This is a genomic window from Streptomyces sp. NPDC051555 (assembly GCF_044454405.1).
GTDB lineage: Bacteria > Actinomycetota > Actinomycetes > Streptomycetales > Streptomycetaceae > Streptomyces.
On sequence record NZ_JBITDP010000028.1, the window covers coordinates 63,152 to 82,223 of the forward strand.

Here is a 19,072-nt window from a genome sequence, read left to right on the forward strand (position 1 = left end):
TTATTTTTCAAGCCGCACGACCCCGTGGGGGAGGTGCTGCGCCCATGGTACGCGAAGTGGACCACGGGATGCCAGGAGATTACAGCTGGCCGCGCTCCTTGCGCTTCACGGCCGAAATGACCCGGTTCGTCTCGCGCGTGTCCTGCTTCTCCCGCAGCGACTGGCGCTTGTCGTACTCCTTCTTGCCCTTCGCGAGCGCGATCTCGACCTTGGCCCGGCCGTCCTTGAAGTACAGCGAGAGCGGCACGATCGTGTTGCCCGTCTCGCCGGTCTTCGAGTCCAGCTTGTTGATCTCCTCGCGGTGCATGAGGAGCTTGCGCTTGCGGCGGGCGCTGTGGTTGGTCCAGGTGCCCTGGCTGTACTCCGGCACGTGCACGTTGTAGAGCCACGCCTCGCCGCTCTCCACCGAGACGAAGCCGTCCACCAACGAGGCACGGCCCTGGCGCAGGGACTTGACCTCGGTACCGGTGAGCACGAGACCGCACTCGTAGGTGTCGATGATCGTGTAGTCGTGGTGCGCCTTCTTGTTCTGGGCGATCAGCTTGCGCCCTTTTTCCTTAGCCATAGTGCGGCCATTTTTGCACTAAGGACCCACCCCGAGGCCACCCAATACCGTGCGGGCCCGCTCCTCGGCGCCCTCGGCGGCCGTCAGGTCCGGGCTGATGCCCCGGCCGTCCAGGCTGCGGCCCGCCGGAGTGCGGTAGGTCCCCACCGTCAGCTCGGCCACCGAGCCGTCCGCCAGCTCCGTCGGCATCTGCACCGATCCCTTGCCGAAGGTGTGGCTGCCGACCGTCACGGCCCGCCCCCGGTCCTGGAGCGCGCCCGTGACCAGCTCGGCCGCGCTCATCGTGCCGCCGTCGACCAGCGCGACCAGCGGCCGGGCGGTGTCCCCGCCCCGGTCCGCGTACAGGGCGCGCTGGGCGCCCCGCACGTCGTACGTCGCCACCAGCCCGCCGTCCAGGAAGGCGGAGGCGGCCGTCACCGCCTCGGTGACCAGGCCGCCCGGATTGCCGCGCAGGTCCAGCAGCACCCCGGCCCCGGCGGGGGCCGCGCGCACGGCCTCCCGGACCCGCTCGCCCGAGCCGCGGGTGAAGGAGGACACCTTGATGACGACCACCTTCTTGCCCAGTTCGCGGACCGTCACGGCCTCGGTGCTCAGCCGGGCCCGGCGCACCGTCTCGGTCAGGTCCGCGCCGTCGCGCACGACCTCCAGGGTGACCGCGGTGCCGGCGTCCCCGCGCAGCCGGGCCACCACCTGGGCCACCGTGGACCCGGTGACCGGCTCCCCGTCCACCCGGGTCAGCCGGTCGCCGGCGCGCAGTCCGGCGCGCGCGGCGGGTCCGTCGGGCGCCACCCGGGTCACGGCGATCCGGCCGTCGGAGCCGCGCTCGGCCCAGAGCCCGACCCCGGTGTAGCGGCCGTCGAGGTCGTCCTCGAAGGAGGCGTACTCGCCCTGGTCGTAGACCACGCCCCAGCGGTCCCCGCTGCGGCTGACCACGTCCTGGGCGGCGCTCTTGCCCGACTTGCCCTCGGCGACGGCCTCGGCCGCGGCCCGGGCGACGGCGTCCCGGTCGGCCGTCCCGGGCTTCCCCGCGCCGGCGGGCGCGGGGGCCCTCGTACCGGTGGGGGTACGTCCCCCCTCGCCCGGGTCGGGTCGGTACCCGGAGCTGACGGCGGCGCCCAGCCCGCCCAGGGCGCCGAGCAGCGCCAACGTCACGGCGGCCCCGCGACGCAGGTCGCGGGGCCGGAGACAGAGAGGGACGGGGCGGCCCGGCATGGCGCCGAGTCTAGGACAAGCCCCGCGCCGGCACGGCTGGTTGGCCGCACCGCCCACGGGGCGCTCGTCACACCTTCAGGTACTTGCGCAGCGCCACGAACGCCGCGAGGGAGGGCATCAGCAGGCCGATGACCAGTACCAGCGGGAGCTTGGTGAGGACCGCGTCCCAGCCGATGAAGTTGATCAGTTCCATCTTCTGGCGCAGCCCCGCGCCGTGGTCGATCACGAAGTACTGGCCGGAGACGAGCATGCCGCAGGCGAGCGCCGCGCCGATCAGCCCGGCGAACGCGGCCTCCATGATGAACGGCACCTGGATGTAGAAGCTGGAGGCTCCCACCAGCCGCATGATCCCGGTCTCCCGCCGACGACTGAACGCCGAGACGCGCACCGTGTTGACGATCAGCAGCAGCGCCACCACGAGCATGATCAGCATGATGCCGAGCGCGGCCACGTTGAGGTAGCCGAGCAGCCGGAAGAGGTTGTCCAGCACGGTCCGCTGGTCCTCGACCGACTGGACCCCGTCCCGCCCGGCGAAGGCGGTGGTGATGACCTTGTACTTCTCCGGGTTCTTCAGCTTCACGCGGAAGGACTCGGGCATCTGGTCCGGGGTGATGGAGGCGGCCAGGGCGGTGTGCCCGAACTGCTCCTTGTAGTGCTTGTAGGCGTCGTCGGACGATTCGTAGGCGACCGTCTCGACGAGGTCCATCTTCTTGAGGTCGGCCTCGATCTGCTTCTTCTGCTCCGCCGTCACCGCGCCCTTGGCGCAGGAGGCGCCGGAGCTGGCCTCGGCGTCGTTCTTGTTGCAGAGGTAGATCGAGACGTTGACCTTGTCGTACCAGTAGCCCTTCATCTGGCTCACCTGGTCGCGCATGAGCAGGGAGCCACCGAACAGGGCCAGCGACAGGGCCACGGAAATGATGACCGCGAAGGTCATGGTGAGATTGCGGCGGAGGCCTACGCCGATCTCCGACATGACGAACTGGGCGCGCATGGCGTCCTTTCAGTGCTGGTAGCCGTAGACGCCGCGCGACTGGTCGCGCACGAGACGGCCCTGTTCGAGTTCGATGACACGCTTGCGCATCTGGTCGACGATCTGCTGATCGTGCGTCGCCATGATCACGGTGGTGCCGGTCCGGTTGATCCGGTCCAGCAGTTTCATGATCCCGACCGAGGTCGACGGGTCGAGGTTGCCGGTCGGCTCGTCCGCGATGAGCAGCGCCGGGCGGTTGACGAAGGCCCGGGCGATGGCCACGCGCTGCTGCTCACCGCCGGACAGCTCGCCGGGCATCCGGCCTTCCTTGCCGCCCAGTCCGACCAGTTCCAGGACCTGGGGGACGGCCTTGCGGATCTCGCCGCGGGGTTTGCCGATGACTTCCTGGGCGAAGGCCACGTTCTCCGCGACCGTCTTGTTCGGGAGCAGGCGGAAGTCCTGGAAGACGGTCCCCAGCTGGCGCCGCATGTGCGGGACCTTCCAGTTGGAGAGTCTGGCGAGGTCCTTGCCCAGTACGTGGACCTGCCCCTGGCTGGCCCGCTCCTCGCGCAGTATCAGCCGCAGGAAGGTGGACTTGCCGGAGCCGGAGGAGCCGACCAGGAAGACGAACTCGCCCTTGACGATCTCCAGGGAGACGTCCCTGAGTGCCGGCTGGCTCTGCTTCGGGTAGTACTTGGACACACTGTCGAATCGGATCACGGGTGCACCACGGTCGCCGGGAGTAGGTGAGCGTGACCATACGCGAATGGGCGCAGGCTAGGGACCCGGCATCCGGAGTTGTCCGTTATATCCCCTGGTGCGGGAGAGGTCGGATCGCGATTGCCCGGACGGGCCGCGCCGAATGTCGTGGGAGCTGGCACAGTGGTAGGGGGAACGGACTGGTTCCCACTGCCGTTGTACATGGGGACGAGAGGAGGACAGCGCATGACATATGACCGGCTCGTGTGCGCCAACTGCGCCGCGCCCGTCAGTCAGGGCCGCTGCCCGGTGTGCCGGGCGAACAGGGAGCGCCTCCAGCAGGAGGACCGCCCCTTCGCCAACCTCAACCCCATGACGCTCATCGCGCTCATGGTGGTGCTCGTGGCGGCGCTCGCGCTGGTGGCGCACCAGGCTGCGTAGGCAGCCGCCTGGGCCCGTACGGCCCGCGGGGAGCCGCACGTACCGATCGAAAAAGCCCGGACCCCTTGCCAGGGGTCCGGGCTTCTCGGCTGTTCAGGGGCCCTAGGAGGCCTGCTCCTGCTGCTTGCGCCAGCGGATGCCGGCTTCCAGGAAGCCGTCGATCTCGCCGTCGAGCACCGCCTGCGGGTTGCCGACCTCGAACTCGGTCCGCAGGTCCTTGACCATCTGGTACGGGTGCAGGACGTAGGAGCGCATCTGGTTGCCCCAGGAGCTTCCGCCGTCCTTGAGGGCGTCCATCTTGTCCTTCTCCTCCTGGCGGCGCCGCTCGAGCAGCTTGGCCTGGAGGACGTTCATCGCGCTGGCCTTGTTCTGGATCTGCGAGCGCTCGTTCTGGCAGGAGACGACGATGCCGGTCGGCAGGTGCGTGATGCGCACGGCCGAGTCGGTCGTGTTGACGCCCTGGCCGCCGGGGCCCGAGGCGCGGTAGACGTCCACGCGCAGCTCGGTCTCGTCGATCTCGACGTGGTCGCTGGTCTCGACGACCGGCAGCACCTCGACGCCCGCGAAGGAGGTCTGCCGACGGCCCTGGTTGTCGAAGGGCGAGATCCGGACGAGGCGGTGCGTGCCCTGCTCGACGGAAAGGGTGCCGTAGGCGTACGGCGCCTTGACGACGAAGGTGGTCGACTTGATGCCGGCCTCTTCGGCGTACGAGGTCTCGTAGACCTCGGTCGGGTAGCCGTGCCGCTCGGCCCAGCGCAGGTACATCCGCTGGAGGCGCTCGGCGAAGTCGGAGGCGTCGACGCCGCCGGCCTCGGCCCGGATGTTGACCAGGGCCTCGCGCTCGGAGTACTCGCCGGACAGGAGGGTACGGACCTCCATCTCGGCCAGCGCCTTGCGGACCGAGACCAGCTCGGCCTCGGCCTCGGCCAGGGTGTCCGCGTCGTCCATCTCCTGGGCGAGGTCGAAGAGGACTTCGAGGTCGTCGATCCGACCGCGCAGGGTCTCGGTCTTGCGGACCTCGGCCTGGAGGTGGGAAAGCTTGCTCGTGATCTTCTGGGCGGCCTCCGGGTCGTCCCACAGGGACGGCACCGCGGCCTGCTCTTCGAGCACGGCAATCTCGGCCCTCAACTTGTCGAGGTCCAGGACGGCCTCGATCGACCCCATGGTCGAGGAGAGGGACTTCAGCTCTTCGGAAACATCGACGACTGCCACGGGTCCAGCGTAGCCGGTCCCCGGACGGACCCGTCCGGCCAGGCCGGATACCCCTCTACGAAGGGCGACCCGAACGGGCGTACGCTCGGCGTATGACCGTCTTCCTCGTGATCCGCCGCCATGTGGACTACATGCGTGTCACGACGACGGGCTGTCTGCCGCCGGACCGAACCACAGCCTGATTTCCCCCAGCTGATCGATTCGCCCCCGGTCCTGCACGCGGCTCGCGCGGCCCCGACGCCACCCCTGTCGGCGGCCCCCTCCCACCCGCTGTCCCCGCCACCTCTGGGGAACAGGACCACGTGACATCCGAAACGGAGCCGTCATGCCGTCCGCGCACCCTTCCCCGATCTCCCTTCCCGCGCCCCTTCCCGCGTCCCTTCCCGCGCCCCTTCCCTCCTCCCTCCCCGTCCTGGACCTCTCCCGGGCCGACGACCCCGCCGAGCGGGACGCCTTCCGCGCGGAGCTGCACGCCGCCGCCCGGGACACCGGTTTCCTGCACCTGACCGGACACGGGATCGGGGCCGACGAGAGCGCCCGCATCCTGGACGTGACCCGCGCCTTCTTCGCGCTCCCCGAAGCCGACCGGCTCGCCGTGAGCAACCTGAACTCCCCCCACTTCCGGGGGTACACGCGGATCGGGCACGAGCTCACCGGCGGCGCCTCCGACTGGCGCGACCAGCTGGACGTGGGCGCGGAGCGGGCCGCCCTGCCGGTGGGGCCCGAGGACCCGGCGTACCTGTGGCTGGAGGGCCCCAACCAGTGGCCCGCGGCCCTGCCCGAGCTGCGGACCGTGGTCCTGGAGTGGCAGTCCCGGCTGGCGGCGGTGGCCCACCGCCTCCTCCAGGAGCTGCTCGCGTCCATCGGCGCCCCGGCGGACTTCTTCGACGCGGCCTTCGCGGACCGCCCCCACCTGCACACCAAGCTGATCCGCTACCCCGGCTCCGCGCCGTCCGGGACGGACCAGGGGGTGGGGGCGCACAAGGACTACGGCTTCCTCACCCTCCTCCTCCAGGACGCGGTGGGCGGGCTCCAGGTCCGCCGCGGGGACGGCTTCCTGGACGTGCCGCCGCTGCCGGGGGCGTTCGTGGTGAACCTGGGCGAGCTGCTGGAGATCGCGACCCAGGGGTACCTGCGGGCCACCGACCACCGGGTGGTCAGCCCGCCGGGGGCGGTGGAGCGGTACTCGGTGCCGTTCTTCTACAACCCGCGGCTGGACTCCGTCGTCAGGACGGTCCCGGGCGACTACCTGCGGGCGGCGCCGGGGCTCGCGCAGGACGCGGCGAATCCGCTGCACGCGGAGTACGGGCGCAACGAGCTGAAGGGCTGGGTCCGCGCCCACCCGGAAGTGGCCCGCCGCTGGCACCCGTCCTTCCTGGCCACCTGACCCCGGGGCCGGGTGCTCCCGGCGGGCGCGGGGGTTCGGCCCGTCGGCCGCCTGCGGTGGGTGACGGCCGGGCAAGGCCGCCTACGGGTGTTCAGGCGGACAGTCGACGCTCGGCGAGGTGAAGCGCGAGCGGACCGCCGGGGAGCAGGAAGCGGCCTTCCGCGGCTGCGTCGAGGGCGTCGGCCATCGGCAACCACATCAGTTTGAAGTCTTCTTCGCCCTCTGCGAGGTGCTGCCGCCCCAGCGTCAGATTCTCGGCGAGGTGGAGGGACATCCGGGCCGGGCTGTTCAGTGTGATCGCGTATGTACCGAGGTGCTGCCACGAGGAGGCGGTGATGCCTGCCTCCTCGCGCAGCTCTCGCCGGGCGCCATCTGCCGGGGTCTCCCCGGATTCGAGGCGGCCGCCGGGCAGGAACAGGTACTCGCCGCCGTGCTGCGGGAACCGGGCGGTCAGCACGGCGACGAGACCGGACGCATCGCGGGCGACGATGACAGCGGCGTCCCGCGTGTTCTCAGGGTGTGTCTCCATGCTGGGGGAGCGTAGACCCGGCCTGTACGAGCGTGGCGGCGAACGGCACGTTCATCACCGTCGGGTGTGCGATGCCGCGCCCGTGGTAGCCGTCTTCGCCGAACGCGTCGCCGTGGTCGGCGCACATGATGACCAGCCACGGCCGTTCCACTACCAGCCCTTCGACCAGCCGCCCAAGGTGCTCGTCCGCGTACGTCAGTGCGGCGGCCTGCGAGTTCCAGGAGTCGTCGCTTTCGCCGAGGTAATGCCCGTGGGGTACGTGCGTGGCGGACACGTTGACGAACAAGAACAGTGGGCGGCCACGGTGCCCGTCGGCGACGCTCAGTGCGTGATCGGCCTGGTGGCGGGTGGAGTCGGGTTCGGGTGAGCAGAACTCGGGCCGCCAATGGTCTTCGTCGAACATGTCCGGCAGCACGGAGCCGAGCGGCGTTTCACGGGAGAAGTACGTCACGCCACCCACACACGCGGTGCGGTATCCGTGCCGGCCGAGGCCGGTGAGGAGGTTCGGGGCGTCGAAAACGAACGTGCCCGGGGCGACGGTCTTGAACGCAGGCGGACGGCACTCCCACAGCCGGGGCGGCTGATCGGGGACGGGGAGCTTGGGGAGGAACCCGGAGAAGAACGCCATGTGAGCGGGGAGGGTGAACGTTCCGGGGGTGCGCCGCTCCTCCCACTGTCCGCCGGGCAGCAGGGAGGCGAGGCGGGGAGTGTGACCGGCATGCATCGTCGCCCGGGCGACGTCGTAGCGCAGGGAGTCCAGGGTGACGAACAGGATGTTCGTGCCGGATTCGATGACGTGGCGAGCATCGATCACCGGTCGGCTCCAATGAGGTCGGGGCGGCCGATGACCCTGCCTTTGCAGGCGTCGTTGACGGGAAGGGGGACCCGGTCGGCGTCGATCATGTCGCGGATGTCACCGAGCCCGTTGTGATCCTCCACGCTCCGCCCGTCGGCGTCGTACAGGCGGATGCCGAGCATGAGCGGGGACCGGTCACCGCTGGTGGCCAGGAACGCGCCGGGGACGCCCCCGAGGGTGGTCATGGCGTGCAACAGACCCGCCTCGTCGGCCGCGCCGACGTCGGTGACCTCGCATGCCCAGTGGCCGGAGTTGATGGCGCCTTGCAGGAACCGGAGGTGGAACGTGCCGGTGTGGGTCCGTCCGTCGTGGGCGACGGCGAGACGGCTGGTCTTGGCCACCGCCACGAAGCAGGCTCCGACCCACCAGGCCACGCCGTCGTGGATCTGTCCGGGGCATTCCCCGCTGATCTGCCCGTCTCGGATCACTGCGGCTGTGTCGATGGGGTTAAGCACGCCGTTCCTCCAGGTGGGTGGTGATGAGGTTGGCGAGCCCGTCGGGGGTGCGGCCGTCAGTGTCGAGGAACACGGCGGTGGGGTCGGCGGCGGCGACCGCTTCGAAGTTCTCCCACAGGGTTGTCAGGCGGCCGGGCACGGCGAACAGGGCGGTGTCGTCCTCCTTCGTGTCCTGCTTGATCCCCATGCGCTCTCTCAGAGTGGCCTCGGAGCTGCGGAGGTAGAACGTGGCGTCAGGTGTCGCGAGGTAGGGGCGGAAGGGTTCCAGCAACCCTGCGACGGCGCCCACGCTTACGCCGCTGACAGCGGCCTGGCAGGCGATGACGGATGAGGTGTACCGGTCGGCGATGACCGGATGCAGGGCCAGACCGGCCCGGATGGCGTCGGAGGCGTGAAGGAGACCGGAGAGGTAGAACGCGAGCGTGGGCAACGGCTGGAACTCAACGTGGACGGTGGGGACCCATCCGTTGTGCGGGGCGGGGAGGGTGTGCAGGCGCATCGCGCCGAGCCGGTCGGCCAGGAGCTGGGCGAGGGTGGACTTTCCGACGGCGGAGACCCCTTCGAGCACTACGAACGGGCCCATGCGTCCACGGGGCTCTACGGGCGGCGCGTACGGGCCGCTGAGGGCGTTCACAGGGTTCCTTCCGTGAACGCTGCCACGTGGCGGGCGACGGCGTCCGGGATCTTCTCGGGGGTGTCCAGCATCGGCAGCACGCTCATGCGGAGGTCATCGCGGAGCAAGCAGGGTTGCAGCCCGCCGGCATGGTCCAGACGCAACGCCCAGAACCCCTCGACGCACTGCGGACGGACGGGGCAATTGCCGCACTGGCCGACGTGGTGGCGGCCCAAGTCGCGGTGGATGACACCGATCTCGACACCATCCACGGTGAACACGCGGCGTCCCTGCCCGGCGCCGTACGATTCGACGCGTTCGTCACTGGTCAGCGTCCGAAGATGCCGGATCATGCCGTCGGCGCTGATCGCGGACGACTTCCGGTCGGCGTTGAAGGCGGTTTCCACCAGTTCGATGAACTGCACCGGCATCCGCCGGTCGAGGGCGAAGTCGAGGATGCCGGTCAGCTCGTGCTCGTTCTCACGCTGTATGAGCGTGTTGATCTCGACTTTCGGAAACATGGAGCGGGCGGCGTCGATCCCGTCGAGAACCACGTCCACGCTCATACGGGTGGCCGCGATGGAGCGGAACGTGTCGTCGGAGAAGTAGTGGAGGGACACCTTCACCCTGTCGAGACCGGCGTACGGGAGCCAGTCCTCGTTCGCCCGGATCAACGTTCCGTTGGTGATCATCGTGTATGACACATCCGGTTCCCGGACCGGGAGCCGGGCGAGGACGTCGTGGGCGATCGGTGACAGGAGCGGTTCACCGCCGGTGAAGTACACGCGGCGCATCCCCGCGTTGATGACCTCGCGCATCGTGTTCACGAAGTCGTCCGCGGACAGCTCGCCCGGCCGTGGCTGAGCATCGCGTGTTCGCCGGGTGAGCGGCGGCGGCACGTCGCCCTCGTTGTGGCAGAACCAGCAGGCCACGTTGCATCGCGGGGTCAGGGAGACGCGGAGCTGTCCCCGTAGGTGGGCGAAGTTGTGCAGTGCCGTCCGGCTGTGGGCAGGCAGCGGGGCGGTGAGCTGGATGAGCCGGGATGTCATGATGGTGCCCCTCTCGCTTGAACGGGATGGAGCGGGGAGAAGCCGGGGCGGGCGCCGGGTTCCCCGCCGCAGGGCACTCATAGGGTCGTGAACCCGTCGGCGCGGCGCCGGATCACGGTCAGACTGTCCGGATCAGTGGTGATCCACTGGTCGGACAGGACGCCGTCCGGCAGACGCAGAACCCACACTGTCCCGCGGATCACATCGGTGACGATCGCCTCTTGGAGGTCTTCGTCCTGCACCCAGTCACCGATCCACGCCCGCGCCCCGCTCACCGCGTACCCGCCGGGCTGATGTGCCCGAGCGGTATCAGCGGCTGGAGGCTGCGGGGATCGGCGGTCCACTCCCGGCCCGAGGTGTCCGCGGGCCGCATGTGCGCGACCCGCCCGATGATCCGGCCGGTGGTCTTCGACGTGTAGACGAAGACCACGCCAACAGTTCCGCGGCGGCCCGTCTCCGGGTGCGCGACGTCCCGGCCGAGGAGCCGGTGTCCAATGTCCTCGGCGATCGTGACATTGGCTTCGGAGGCCGGGATCACCGGGTGCTGCCGGGGGTGCACCGGGGGAGCAGCTGCTGTGGGGTGCCCTGAGTGCTGGTCATCGTCACCTCGCGGGTCGTGTGCTCTGTCCCGGGGATGGTGGCGTGCCGGGTACGGAGCCGTACGGGTGCCTGACTGACAGCGGTCGACGGGGCCGGCTGCGCTGCTGATGACTAGTCAACGCGTGAGAGAGCCCCCCCAACTGGCACAGTGTGTGACAGTCGGGGGGCTCTGTGTGACGGCCGGGGCGGCGGGTCAGATTTCGGCACCGCACCATGTCGCGTAGCCGATCAGCGTTTCCGGGGTACGGCGGGCGGTGTGAACGAGACCAGCCACCGTCTCCCGTACAGACGGGTGGTATTTGGCCTGTTGGGGGGCGACGGAGCGGGCTTTGAGGAGAGAGGCCAGCGCGGCATCCGTGCGGCCGGTCCACAACTGTGCACGTGCTGTGTCGATGTGGAAATGCCCGAGCCGGTCAGGGAAGTAGCCGACGGGGGGACGCACTTCTCGGGCGAGTTGGAGGGAGCGGCTGTGGTGGCCGAGTTCCATCTCGATCGCCGCCGCGTGAATTGCGACGTTGGTCGGGCCGAATGACTGGACGTGCGGCCCGTCCCCGCCCGCGCCGGTCACCTCGCGCCCCAGATCACCGGCCAGGCGGCGCGCCTCGGCGAGCTGGATGCGGGCTGCGTCACCGTCCCCTTGCCGGGTGGCCAGCATCGCGGCTCTGAGGTGCAGGTTTCCTGCCGAACAGAGCGCGGGGACTTCTCCGGCCCGTACGCCGGCCTCCACCGTCTCGCGGGCCCGGCTGATGATCGCCTGCCCCACCTCCAGGCGGCCGGTCGTGAACGTGCTGTACGCCCGCATATAGCCGTACAGGGCCATCAGGTACGGGTCTCCGGACCGGGTCGCGGCGTAGTCCATGCGGGACAGCAGCAGTGCCACCAGGTCGGACAAGCCCAGGTTGTAGGCCACGTCGTACGCCGACCGGTAGACGTGCACGAGCATGGCGTGGGCGCGCTCGGCTGCGTGGCCGGTCGCCGTCTGTGAGACCTGCACCAGCTCGTCGATGAGCGGCGGTGCCATGGTGGCGATGTGGGCATAACCGGATGCGCGCCGGGCGGCAAGGACGGCGTGCACGTCTGTGGCGATCTCCGAGAGGACCCGTACGGGGAGTTCGTCCAACGGGAGATCGAAGTTGTCGAGGGAGGCGCGCAGGTCGGCCAAGGGGCCGTCGAGGCGGTCGTAGGCGTGGTCGGCGGAGTAGGGCTGGCCGGTGAATGTCGTGACGCTTACACCCATTGCGCGGGCCACCGCGGCGATCAGCGCGCCCGAGGCAGGGCGTCGGCCCTGCTCGACCTTGACGAGGAGGCTGTAAGAGACGGCGGCTTTCGCGGCGAGCTGCTGCTGTGTCAGGCGGTGAAGTCGGCGGTAGGCGGCGATGCGCGCACCCGTGCCGACGGCGGCAGTCTGGGGCATGCTTTCTGTGCTCCGTCCTGTGTAGTTGCCTACTTGGGACGGTACCCGCCACCTGACAGCGGGTGAAGGAAAGTGCCCGGGTCTCCGGTGCGGGGCACTTCCGTACGCCTGGGCGGAAGACGAATGCACTCTTCAGGGCCGTGACCAGGAGGGCCAGCACCCGGGCGCGTGCGCGTGCACTGCCATCGGGCCCGGGTGCGGCTTGCACGGCCCTCCACGGACTAAGGCCGGGACGGGACGGACTGTTTGCTGTCCTGGGCGGGCGGCGGGTCCTCACCGGACGCGGCGAGCCAGCCGCCGACGGACACGGCCACCACCAGCACCACCCCCGCCAGGGACAGCATCAGCCGCCGCTTGCGCACGGTGTCGGCCCGGTGTCGCGCGGACCCCGGCCGGTGCCCGCCGGCGGGCCGCGGCACCCGGGCCGTCCCCAGCGCACCCCCGGCCAACTCCTCCGGCCCCGGCACCCGCATCGACGTGTGCGTGTCCCGGTTCGAGTCCGTCGCCGACCCGGGGACCAGCGGCACCACGCCCCGCCTGCGCACCGGATCGGCGGGGGCCGGCGCGGCCTCCTCGGGCTCCTCCTCCAGGTCGTCCGGCTCGTCGACGTCCAGCGGCGGCATCCCGCTCAGCAGGGGCAGCAGGTCCCGCAGCCGGGCGGACAGCTCGGAGGCCCTGAGCCGCGAGGCGGGGGCCTTGGCCAGGCACTGGACCATCAGCTGCCACAGCTCGTCGGGGATCCCCGGCAGCGGCACCACCGTCTCGGTGACGTGCCGCCGCAGCACCGCCCCCGGGTGCCCGCCGCCGAAGGGCGTGAACCCGGCGAGCAGTTCGTACAGGACGGTCGCGAGCGCGTATATGTCCACCGCGGCGCGCGGCGGCAGGCCCTCGACGATCTCGGGGGCGAGGTAGTCGGGCGTCCCGATGATCCGGGTGGTCGGCGCCACGGCCCGGCTGCCGCCCGGCGGCGGCGCGGCCCGGCGCGGGGAGTCGATCAGCTTGGCGACGCCGAAGTCGGTGAGCAGCGCCGGGTGCGCCCCGCCCGGGCCGATCGGACCCTGCATGTCGAGCAGCACGTTCTCGGGCTTGACGTCGCGGTGCACCACCCCGGCCGCGTGCGCGGCGGCGAGCGCGTCCGCGACGTCGGCCACGATCGCGACCGCCGCCTCGGGGGCGAGCCGCCGTTCGCGGTCGAGCCGGGTCCGCAGGTCCGTACCGCGGACCAGGTCCATCACGAGCGCGAGGTCGTTGCCGTCCACGACGAGGTCGCGGACCGAGACGACATGCGGATGCTCCAGGCCGAGCAGCGCGCTGCGCTCCTGGACGAACCGCCCCACCAGCTCCTGGTCGGACGCGAGGTCCTCACGGAGCAGCTTGACGGCGACGGGGCCCTCGGGCCCCTCGCCGAGCCATACCGTGCCCGCGCTGCCGCGCCCAAGGATCTGGTGCGCGGTGTACCGGCTGCCGATCTTCCGTGCCACGACTGCTCCCTCAGCGGCTGGCGTACACACCAAAGCTACGCGGCCGCGTGGGGGTTGGAGGCCAGCAGGGGGCCCGATTCGCGACGACCTTCACTTCTGTGGGCGAAATCGTGTCCTGGAAGTCGACAAATCCACGAACTCACCGCTAAGGAGCAGTCCTGGCGTCAGCCGGTGGAGCCTCCGCCGCCGCCGCCGAGGTCGCCGACCCAGTGCTTCACCTCGGTGCCCCAGGACCAGACCTGGTCCCACCAGCCCTTGCCGGTGCCCACCCATTCCTGGAGGGGGGTCAACTCCCAGACCAGCCAGCCCGCGACGAAGAGCAGGACCAGGGTGAACAGGCAGCCCTTGAGGCAGCCGAGCCCGGGGATCCGCATCGGGTTGGCACCGCGCCGGCGCGGCTCACGCGGCTCGCGGGGCTCGCGCGGGGCGGGCTGCTGGGGCCGGCGCGGCTGCTGAGCGGGCGCCCCGGCGTACGGCTGGGGCTGGTGCTGCGGCTGCTGCTGGCGCGGCTGCTGCTGGTACTGCGGCTGCTGGGGCTGTTGCGGCCGCTGCTGGTACTGGGGCTGCTGCGGCTGCTGGTACTGCTGCTGCGGCGGCTGCTGCCGGTACTGCTGGGGCTGGGGCTGGGGCTGGCGCTGCTGCGGCTGCTGGTACTGCTGCGGCGGTCCCTGCTGGTACTGCTGGGGCTGCTGCGGCTGCTGGTACTGCTGCTGCGGCGGAGCCTGGCGCTGCGGCCTGCGGCGCAGCGGGTCGTCGGCCGGGTCGAGGTACTGCATCTGGGTCTGCTCGTTGCGGTCCCGGGCGGCCCGCATCTGCGACTGCCACGGGTGCGGCTGGTCCGGCGCCTGTACGGGCGGCAGCACCGCGGTCGGGTCGGCCCCGGGCGCGTGCTGCGGGGCCGGCGGCATCGACTGCATGACGCTGGTGGCCGCGTTCGGGTCGTAGGCGCCCATGGGTCCGTTGACGGGCGGCAGTACCTGGGTCGGGTCGGCGGCGCCGGGGGTCTGCGGGACCGGCGCGGGCGCCGGGTCGGGCGCGAGCAGCGCGCCGACGCCGAGCGCGGCCTCGACCTCGGCCGCGGAGGAGTGCACGCCGATGCCCGCGGCGACCACGCGCAGGGCGCGGGCCAGGCTGACGGCGCTGGGCCGCAGGTCCGGCTCCTTGCTCAGGCAGCGCTCGATGACCGTCCACAGCGGCTCGGGCAGGGTCGAGGGGCGCTGCGGGTCCTCGCTGAGGTGGCGGTGCAGCACCTCCAGCGCGGTGCCGCCCGCGAACGGCGGACGGCCGGTGACCAGCTCGTACATCAAGATGCCCGCGCCGTAGATGTCGACGGCGGAGGTCTGCGGGCGGCCCTCGGCGGACTCGGGGGCGACGTAGGCGGGCGTGCCGACGAACTCGTGGGTGCGGGTGAGGCCCGGGGAGTCGGCCAGGCGCGCGATGCCGAAGTCGGTGAGCATCGGGCGCATCTGGCCGTCGCGCTCGTCGACCAGGACGTTCGCGGGCTTGAGGTCGCGGTGCACGACCCCGTCGGCGTGGCTGGCGGCGAGCGCGTCCGCGATCTGGGCGGTCAGCAGGCTCGCGGCGACCGGGGTGAACGGCCCGTTCTCCCGCAGGTACTTGTGCAGGTCGGGGCCGTCGATGAGGTCCATGACGAGCGCGAGCAGGTCGCCCTCGACGACGAGGTCGCGGGTACGGACGATGTTGGGATGGGTCAGCCTCAGCAGGACGGAGCGCTCGCGCAGGAAGCGCATGACGACGTCCGGGTCGTGGGCCAGCTCCTCCTTGAGGACCTTGATGGCCACGGTCTCGCCGGGCTGCCCGGCGACCGCCGCCTCGGCGCCCGCGGCCTCGCGCTGGCGGGCGCGCCAGACGGTACCCGTGGCGCCGCGTCCGAGCGGCTCCTCGAGCAGGTATTTGCTGCCGACTGGCCGCACGTCTCGCGCTCCCCTGCTGTCGTCCTGCTGTCGTCTTCCGACTGGTGCAATTCCCAGAGTTTTTCCGACCCACTCTAGGCGGTGTCCCGAGGGAAGACGCGGGGCGTCCAGAGATGGTTGCCGTACATATATACGAAGAGTGACATTTGCGGGGTATGCCCGTGGCGATTTTCCGCGGGTTGCTGTCCGTATCCGTTCGGGGTGTGGACGCACTCCCGATCGATCAAGATCACTTGTGGGTGGGTGTCGGGCGTGTTGTCGGTGACAGGTGCGAGGATGCACCCGTACGGAGTGGGGGGTCGGGAGCCTTCCTCTCCGGATGACCTGACCGGACGACGCGTCCGCGCCGGGTGGGGGGCCAACGGGCAGTCATGTCCCGCCGTTCCCCTGCCGGGCGCACGCAGCGCGCACCGCGCAGAAGGGACCGCTGACGGCGATGCAGATCCGGCTGACCGTCCTCGGGCCGCGCAGCGGCCACCAGATCGCGCCCTCGACGTGTGACGTGCTCGTCACCGCGCCCGTGGGCACCCCGCTGGCCGCGGTGGCCTCCGGGCTGGCGGCGACCGTGGCGGGCCCGGACACGGGGGGCACGGTGGTCCTCTACGCCGGCGCGGAGCGGCTCGATCCGCAGCGCCGGGTGCTGGGCGAGCCGCCCCTGGTCGACGGGGCCGTACTGGCCCTGCACACCCCGGTCGCGGAGGCGCTGCCCGGTCCGGACGAGGGCCTCGGCGCGCCCCAGCTGCACGTGGTGGCGGGACCGGACGCGGGCGGCGTGCACCTGCTGCACCCCGGCTCGCTGCGGATCGGCCGCTCCGCGGACGCGGACGTACCGCTCGACGACCCCGACGTGTCCCGACTGCACTGCGCGGTGACGGTCACGGAGGACGGCCGGGTGAGCGTCGCCGACCTCGACTCGACGAACGGCACCGCCCTGGACGGGATCCCGGTGGCGGGCGCCCCGGTCCGGCTGGCGCCGGGAGCGCTGCTGCGGGTCGGCGAGTCCACCCTGCGGCTGGCGGGGCCGGCCGCGCCCCCGCTCCCGCTGACCCCTGACCTCCAGGGCCACCTGGCCCTCCCGGCCCCGGCCGCCCCCGGCTCCGGCGCGGGCGACCCGCACACCGGCCCCGACGGCCCGGGCGCCGCGCACCACCCGGAACACGCCCCGGCCCCCGCGTACGCCCCCGCCCCGACCCGGCCCCCCGCGGCCGGCCCGCGGAGCGCCACCGCGGGCGCGGGCCCGTACCCCGCCCCCGACGGCGCCCCCGGGAGGACCGGCGGGCACCAGGACACCACCGGCGCCGGACGCCCCCCGCACGCGCAGCACGCCCCGCACTCCCGGTCCGACACCCCGGCCGGTGGCACGCGCTCCGGCCACCCGGCCACGGCCTGGCCCCCCGCCGGCGGCTCCGACACCGACAGCGGCCCCGGCGCCCGCGCCGCTGACGGCACCGCCGCGGGCACGGGATCCGGCGTCCCCGCGGCCGCCCGGCGGCGCGGGATCGGGGCCTGGGCCCGCAAGTGGGTCGGGCGGGACGAGGAGGTCGAGGTCCCCGTCGAGATCCCCGTGGCCGCCGTCGCGGTCGGCGCGGAGCCGGCGGCGGACGACCCCGCCTCGCTGCTGCTGGCCGCGCTCGGGCCCACCGAACGACTCTGGGGCCGCGGCCAGGGCCACCCCGAACGGCTCGTCGTCAACCTCGGCGCGGGCGCCCGCGTCCCGCTGCGCACCGCCGGGGCGCTCGGCCTGGCCGGTCCGCGCGCCCGGCTGACCGGGCTGGCCCGCTCCGTGGTCGCCCAGCTCGCCGCCCTGCACTCCCCCACCGCGCTGGAGATCGTGCTGATCGCCGCCGACCGGGCCCGCCCGCTGACCGAGCGGCGCGCGGACTGGGGCTGGCTCGGCTGGCTCCCGCACACCCGTCCCGCGCACGGCCAGGACTGCCGCCTGCTGCTCGCCTACGACCGGGACCAGGCGACCGCGCGGACCGGCGAGCTGACCCGGCGGCTCGACGACTCCCCGCTCGGGACCAGCTGGGCCGCCGCCGACCGCCAGGCCGTGGCCGACGCCGCCCGCGCGTACGACGGCCCGCTCACCCTCGTCCTGCTCGACGGCGATCCCGGTCCCGGCCAGCTCCGCGACGTGACCGGGCGGCTCGCCTCGCACGGCCCGGCCGCCGGCATCCACGTCCTCGCCCTCGCCGACGCGCCGGCCGCCACCGCGGCCTCCCCCGTCGACGAGACGTACCGGGAGGCCTGCGCGAGCGCCCCGGCCTTCCGGGACTGCGGCGCCGTCGCCCTGCTCAGCGGTGACGTGGCCACGGTCGTGCGCAGCTTCCGCGTCCTCGGGGGCCGCCCGGTGGCGCCCGGGGAGAGCTCCGTCGCCGATGCCGTCTCCGCCGCGTGGGCCGAGCGGTTCGCCCGCGCCCTGGCCCCGCTGCGCACCGAGGGCGCCGGCGGCGAGCCGGTGCGCCCGGCCAGCGCCGCCCTGCCCGCGACCGCCCGACTGCTCGACGAGCTGGGGCTGGCCCGGGCCACCCCGGCTTCCCTGATGGCCCGTTGGGCGGCCGCCACCGACCAGGGGCAGGGCGTCGGCGGGCAGCTGGAGGTCGTCCTGGGCAGCGGCCGTGGCGGTCCGGTCGGGGCCGAGCTGGTCACCGACGGCCCGCACCTGCTGATCGAGGGGCCGGCGGGCAGCGGACGCACGGAGCTGCTCCGTTCCGTCGCCGCCTCCCTGGCGGCCGCCGCCCGCCCGGACCGGCTCGGCCTGGTACTGCTCGACGGGGCGGGCGGCGAGCGCGGGGACGGGCTGCTGCCCTGTACCGAGCTGCCGCACATCTCCGCGCACCTGGTGGCCTCCGATCCGCTGCGCATGCGCGAGTTCGCCCAAGCCCTCGGCGCCGAACTCAAGCGCCGGCACGAGCTGTTGGAGGGGGTTCCGTTCGCCGAGTGGCACGCCCGGCGCGAGGTCGCCGACCGGCTGGTCGCGCCGCGCCGGCCCAGCCCCAGCGAGCTGCGCGGCGATCTGGACCCGCAGCGTTCGGGCACCCTGCGGCTGCGGGCGGCCGGTCCGCGCGCGGACGCGGGACCCGCTCCGCTGCCCCGCCTGGTGGTGCTGGTGGACGACTTCGACGCGCTCGTCGCGCCCGCCCTGGGCAGTACGGGCCGCCCGTCCGCCGGTTCGGTGGTGCGGGCCCTGGAGGCGGTGGCCCGGGAGGGCGCCCGGCTCGGCGTCCACCTCGTGGCGACCAGCGCGCGCCCCGACCGTACGGCCGACACCGAGCTGGCCCGGTCCTCGACCCTGCGGGTGGAGCTGGACGCGCCCGACCAGCCGGGCCCCGGCCGCGGGTCGCTGCGGGGGGCCGACGGACGGACGCTGCCCTTCCAGGCGGGCCGGGTGACCGGTCGGATCCCGCGGACCGCGACCCAGAGACCCACTGTGGTTCCGGTCGAGTGGGAGCGGATGGGGGATCCTCCGGCCCGCCGTCCGGTGCGCGAGCTGGGCAACGGCCCGACCGACCTCGCCCTGCTGGCCAGCGCCCTGGACCGGGCCTCCCACCTGGTCTCGGCCGTGCCCGTGCTGTTCCCGGCCGCCCCCTGAGGCCCCGCCTGCCCCGGGCCCGGCCCGGGTGCGGGCCGGGGCACGGGCGCCCGACGCGGTATT

At 72.4% G+C, this 19,072-nt stretch carries 18 protein-coding genes; 3 read left to right on the forward strand and 15 right to left on the reverse strand.

Annotated features, from left to right (window positions below):
- Positions 1-79 precede the first annotated feature (79 nt).
- From smpB to ftsE, 4 genes are all read right to left on the reverse strand, one after another.
- Positions 80-565, reverse strand: coding sequence for an SsrA-binding protein SmpB (gene smpB, locus ACIBEA_RS37150; RefSeq protein WP_399267621.1), 486 nt, complete (start codon positions 563-565; stop codon positions 80-82).
- 18 nt (positions 566-583) lie between these two features.
- Positions 584-1,777 carry a S41 family peptidase gene (locus ACIBEA_RS37155; protein WP_399267622.1) on the reverse strand — a complete coding sequence of 398 codons (1,194 nt, stop codon included), beginning with the start codon at positions 1,775-1,777 and terminating at the stop codon, positions 584-586.
- A 67-nt stretch (positions 1,778-1,844) separates the two neighbouring features.
- Entirely contained in the window at positions 1,845-2,768 is a 924-nt protein-coding gene (gene ftsX, locus ACIBEA_RS37160; RefSeq protein ID WP_399267623.1) for a permease-like cell division protein FtsX, read from the reverse strand.
- A 9-nt stretch (positions 2,769-2,777) separates the two neighbouring features.
- Positions 2,778-3,467 carry a cell division ATP-binding protein FtsE gene (gene ftsE / locus ACIBEA_RS37165; RefSeq protein WP_283448848.1) on the reverse strand — a complete coding sequence of 230 codons (690 nt, stop codon included), beginning with the start codon at positions 3,465-3,467 and terminating at the stop codon, positions 2,778-2,780.
- 225 nt (positions 3,468-3,692) lie between these two features.
- On the opposite strand from ftsE, the gene ACIBEA_RS37170 reads away from it, so the two are divergent.
- A complete protein-coding gene (locus tag ACIBEA_RS37170) occupies positions 3,693-3,887 on the forward strand; it encodes a hypothetical protein (protein WP_283448847.1) in 195 nt (64 codons plus the stop codon).
- 102 nt (positions 3,888-3,989) lie between these two features.
- Here ACIBEA_RS37170 and prfB read toward each other — a convergent pair whose 3' ends face one another.
- The gene (gene prfB, locus ACIBEA_RS37175) at positions 3,990-5,099 is read right to left on the reverse strand and encodes a peptide chain release factor 2 (RefSeq protein ID WP_399267624.1); all 1,110 of its coding nucleotides are present in this window, start codon (positions 5,097-5,099) and stop codon (positions 3,990-3,992) included.
- A gap of 325 nt (positions 5,100-5,424) precedes the next feature.
- On the opposite strand from prfB, the gene ACIBEA_RS37180 reads away from it, so the two are divergent.
- Entirely contained in the window at positions 5,425-6,486 is a 1,062-nt protein-coding gene (locus ACIBEA_RS37180) for an isopenicillin N synthase family dioxygenase (RefSeq protein ID WP_399267625.1), read from the forward strand.
- 91 nt (positions 6,487-6,577) lie between these two features.
- Here the strand turns inward: ACIBEA_RS37180 and ACIBEA_RS37185 are convergent, their stop codons facing one another.
- The 10 genes from ACIBEA_RS37185 to ACIBEA_RS37230 form a co-directional block, all read right to left on the reverse strand.
- A complete protein-coding gene (locus tag ACIBEA_RS37185; RefSeq protein WP_399267626.1) occupies positions 6,578-7,015 on the reverse strand; it encodes an NUDIX domain-containing protein in 438 nt (145 codons plus the stop codon).
- The gene (locus ACIBEA_RS37190) at positions 6,999-7,829 is read right to left on the reverse strand and encodes an STM4013/SEN3800 family hydrolase (RefSeq protein WP_399267627.1); all 831 of its coding nucleotides are present in this window, start codon (positions 7,827-7,829) and stop codon (positions 6,999-7,001) included. Before ACIBEA_RS37190 ends, ACIBEA_RS37185 begins: the two co-directional genes overlap by 17 nt.
- A complete protein-coding gene (locus ACIBEA_RS37195) occupies positions 7,826-8,299 on the reverse strand; it encodes a hypothetical protein (protein ID WP_399267628.1) in 474 nt (157 codons plus the stop codon). Before ACIBEA_RS37195 ends, ACIBEA_RS37190 begins: the two co-directional genes overlap by 4 nt.
- Positions 8,300-8,318: 19 nt before the next feature.
- Complete coding sequence (locus ACIBEA_RS37200) at positions 8,319-8,909, reverse strand: dTMP kinase (protein ID WP_399267629.1); 591 nt, start codon at positions 8,907-8,909, stop codon at positions 8,319-8,321.
- A 47-nt stretch (positions 8,910-8,956) separates the two neighbouring features.
- Positions 8,957-9,988 (reverse strand): radical SAM protein, encoded by a 1,032-nt coding sequence (locus tag ACIBEA_RS37205; protein WP_399267630.1) that lies wholly within the window; start codon positions 9,986-9,988, stop codon positions 8,957-8,959.
- 77 nt (positions 9,989-10,065) lie between these two features.
- The gene (locus ACIBEA_RS37210; protein WP_399267631.1) at positions 10,066-10,230 is read right to left on the reverse strand and encodes a hypothetical protein; all 165 of its coding nucleotides are present in this window, start codon (positions 10,228-10,230) and stop codon (positions 10,066-10,068) included.
- 29 nt (positions 10,231-10,259) lie between these two features.
- Positions 10,260-10,547 (reverse strand): hypothetical protein, encoded by a 288-nt coding sequence (locus ACIBEA_RS37215; protein WP_399267632.1) that lies wholly within the window; start codon positions 10,545-10,547, stop codon positions 10,260-10,262.
- A 234-nt stretch (positions 10,548-10,781) separates the two neighbouring features.
- Positions 10,782-12,002, reverse strand: coding sequence for a helix-turn-helix domain-containing protein (locus ACIBEA_RS37220; protein WP_399267633.1), 1,221 nt, complete (start codon positions 12,000-12,002; stop codon positions 10,782-10,784).
- 221 nt (positions 12,003-12,223) lie between these two features.
- Positions 12,224-13,483 carry a serine/threonine-protein kinase gene (locus tag ACIBEA_RS37225; RefSeq protein ID WP_399267634.1) on the reverse strand — a complete coding sequence of 420 codons (1,260 nt, stop codon included), beginning with the start codon at positions 13,481-13,483 and terminating at the stop codon, positions 12,224-12,226.
- Between the two features lie 164 nt (positions 13,484-13,647).
- Positions 13,648-15,417 (reverse strand): serine/threonine-protein kinase, encoded by a 1,770-nt coding sequence (locus ACIBEA_RS37230; RefSeq protein WP_399267635.1) that lies wholly within the window; start codon positions 15,415-15,417, stop codon positions 13,648-13,650.
- Between the two features lie 436 nt (positions 15,418-15,853).
- Between ACIBEA_RS37230 and ACIBEA_RS37235 the strand changes: the two genes are divergently transcribed.
- Positions 15,854-19,009, forward strand: coding sequence for an FtsK/SpoIIIE domain-containing protein (locus ACIBEA_RS37235; RefSeq protein ID WP_399267636.1), 3,156 nt, complete (start codon positions 15,854-15,856; stop codon positions 19,007-19,009).
- Positions 19,010-19,072 lie beyond the last annotated feature (63 nt).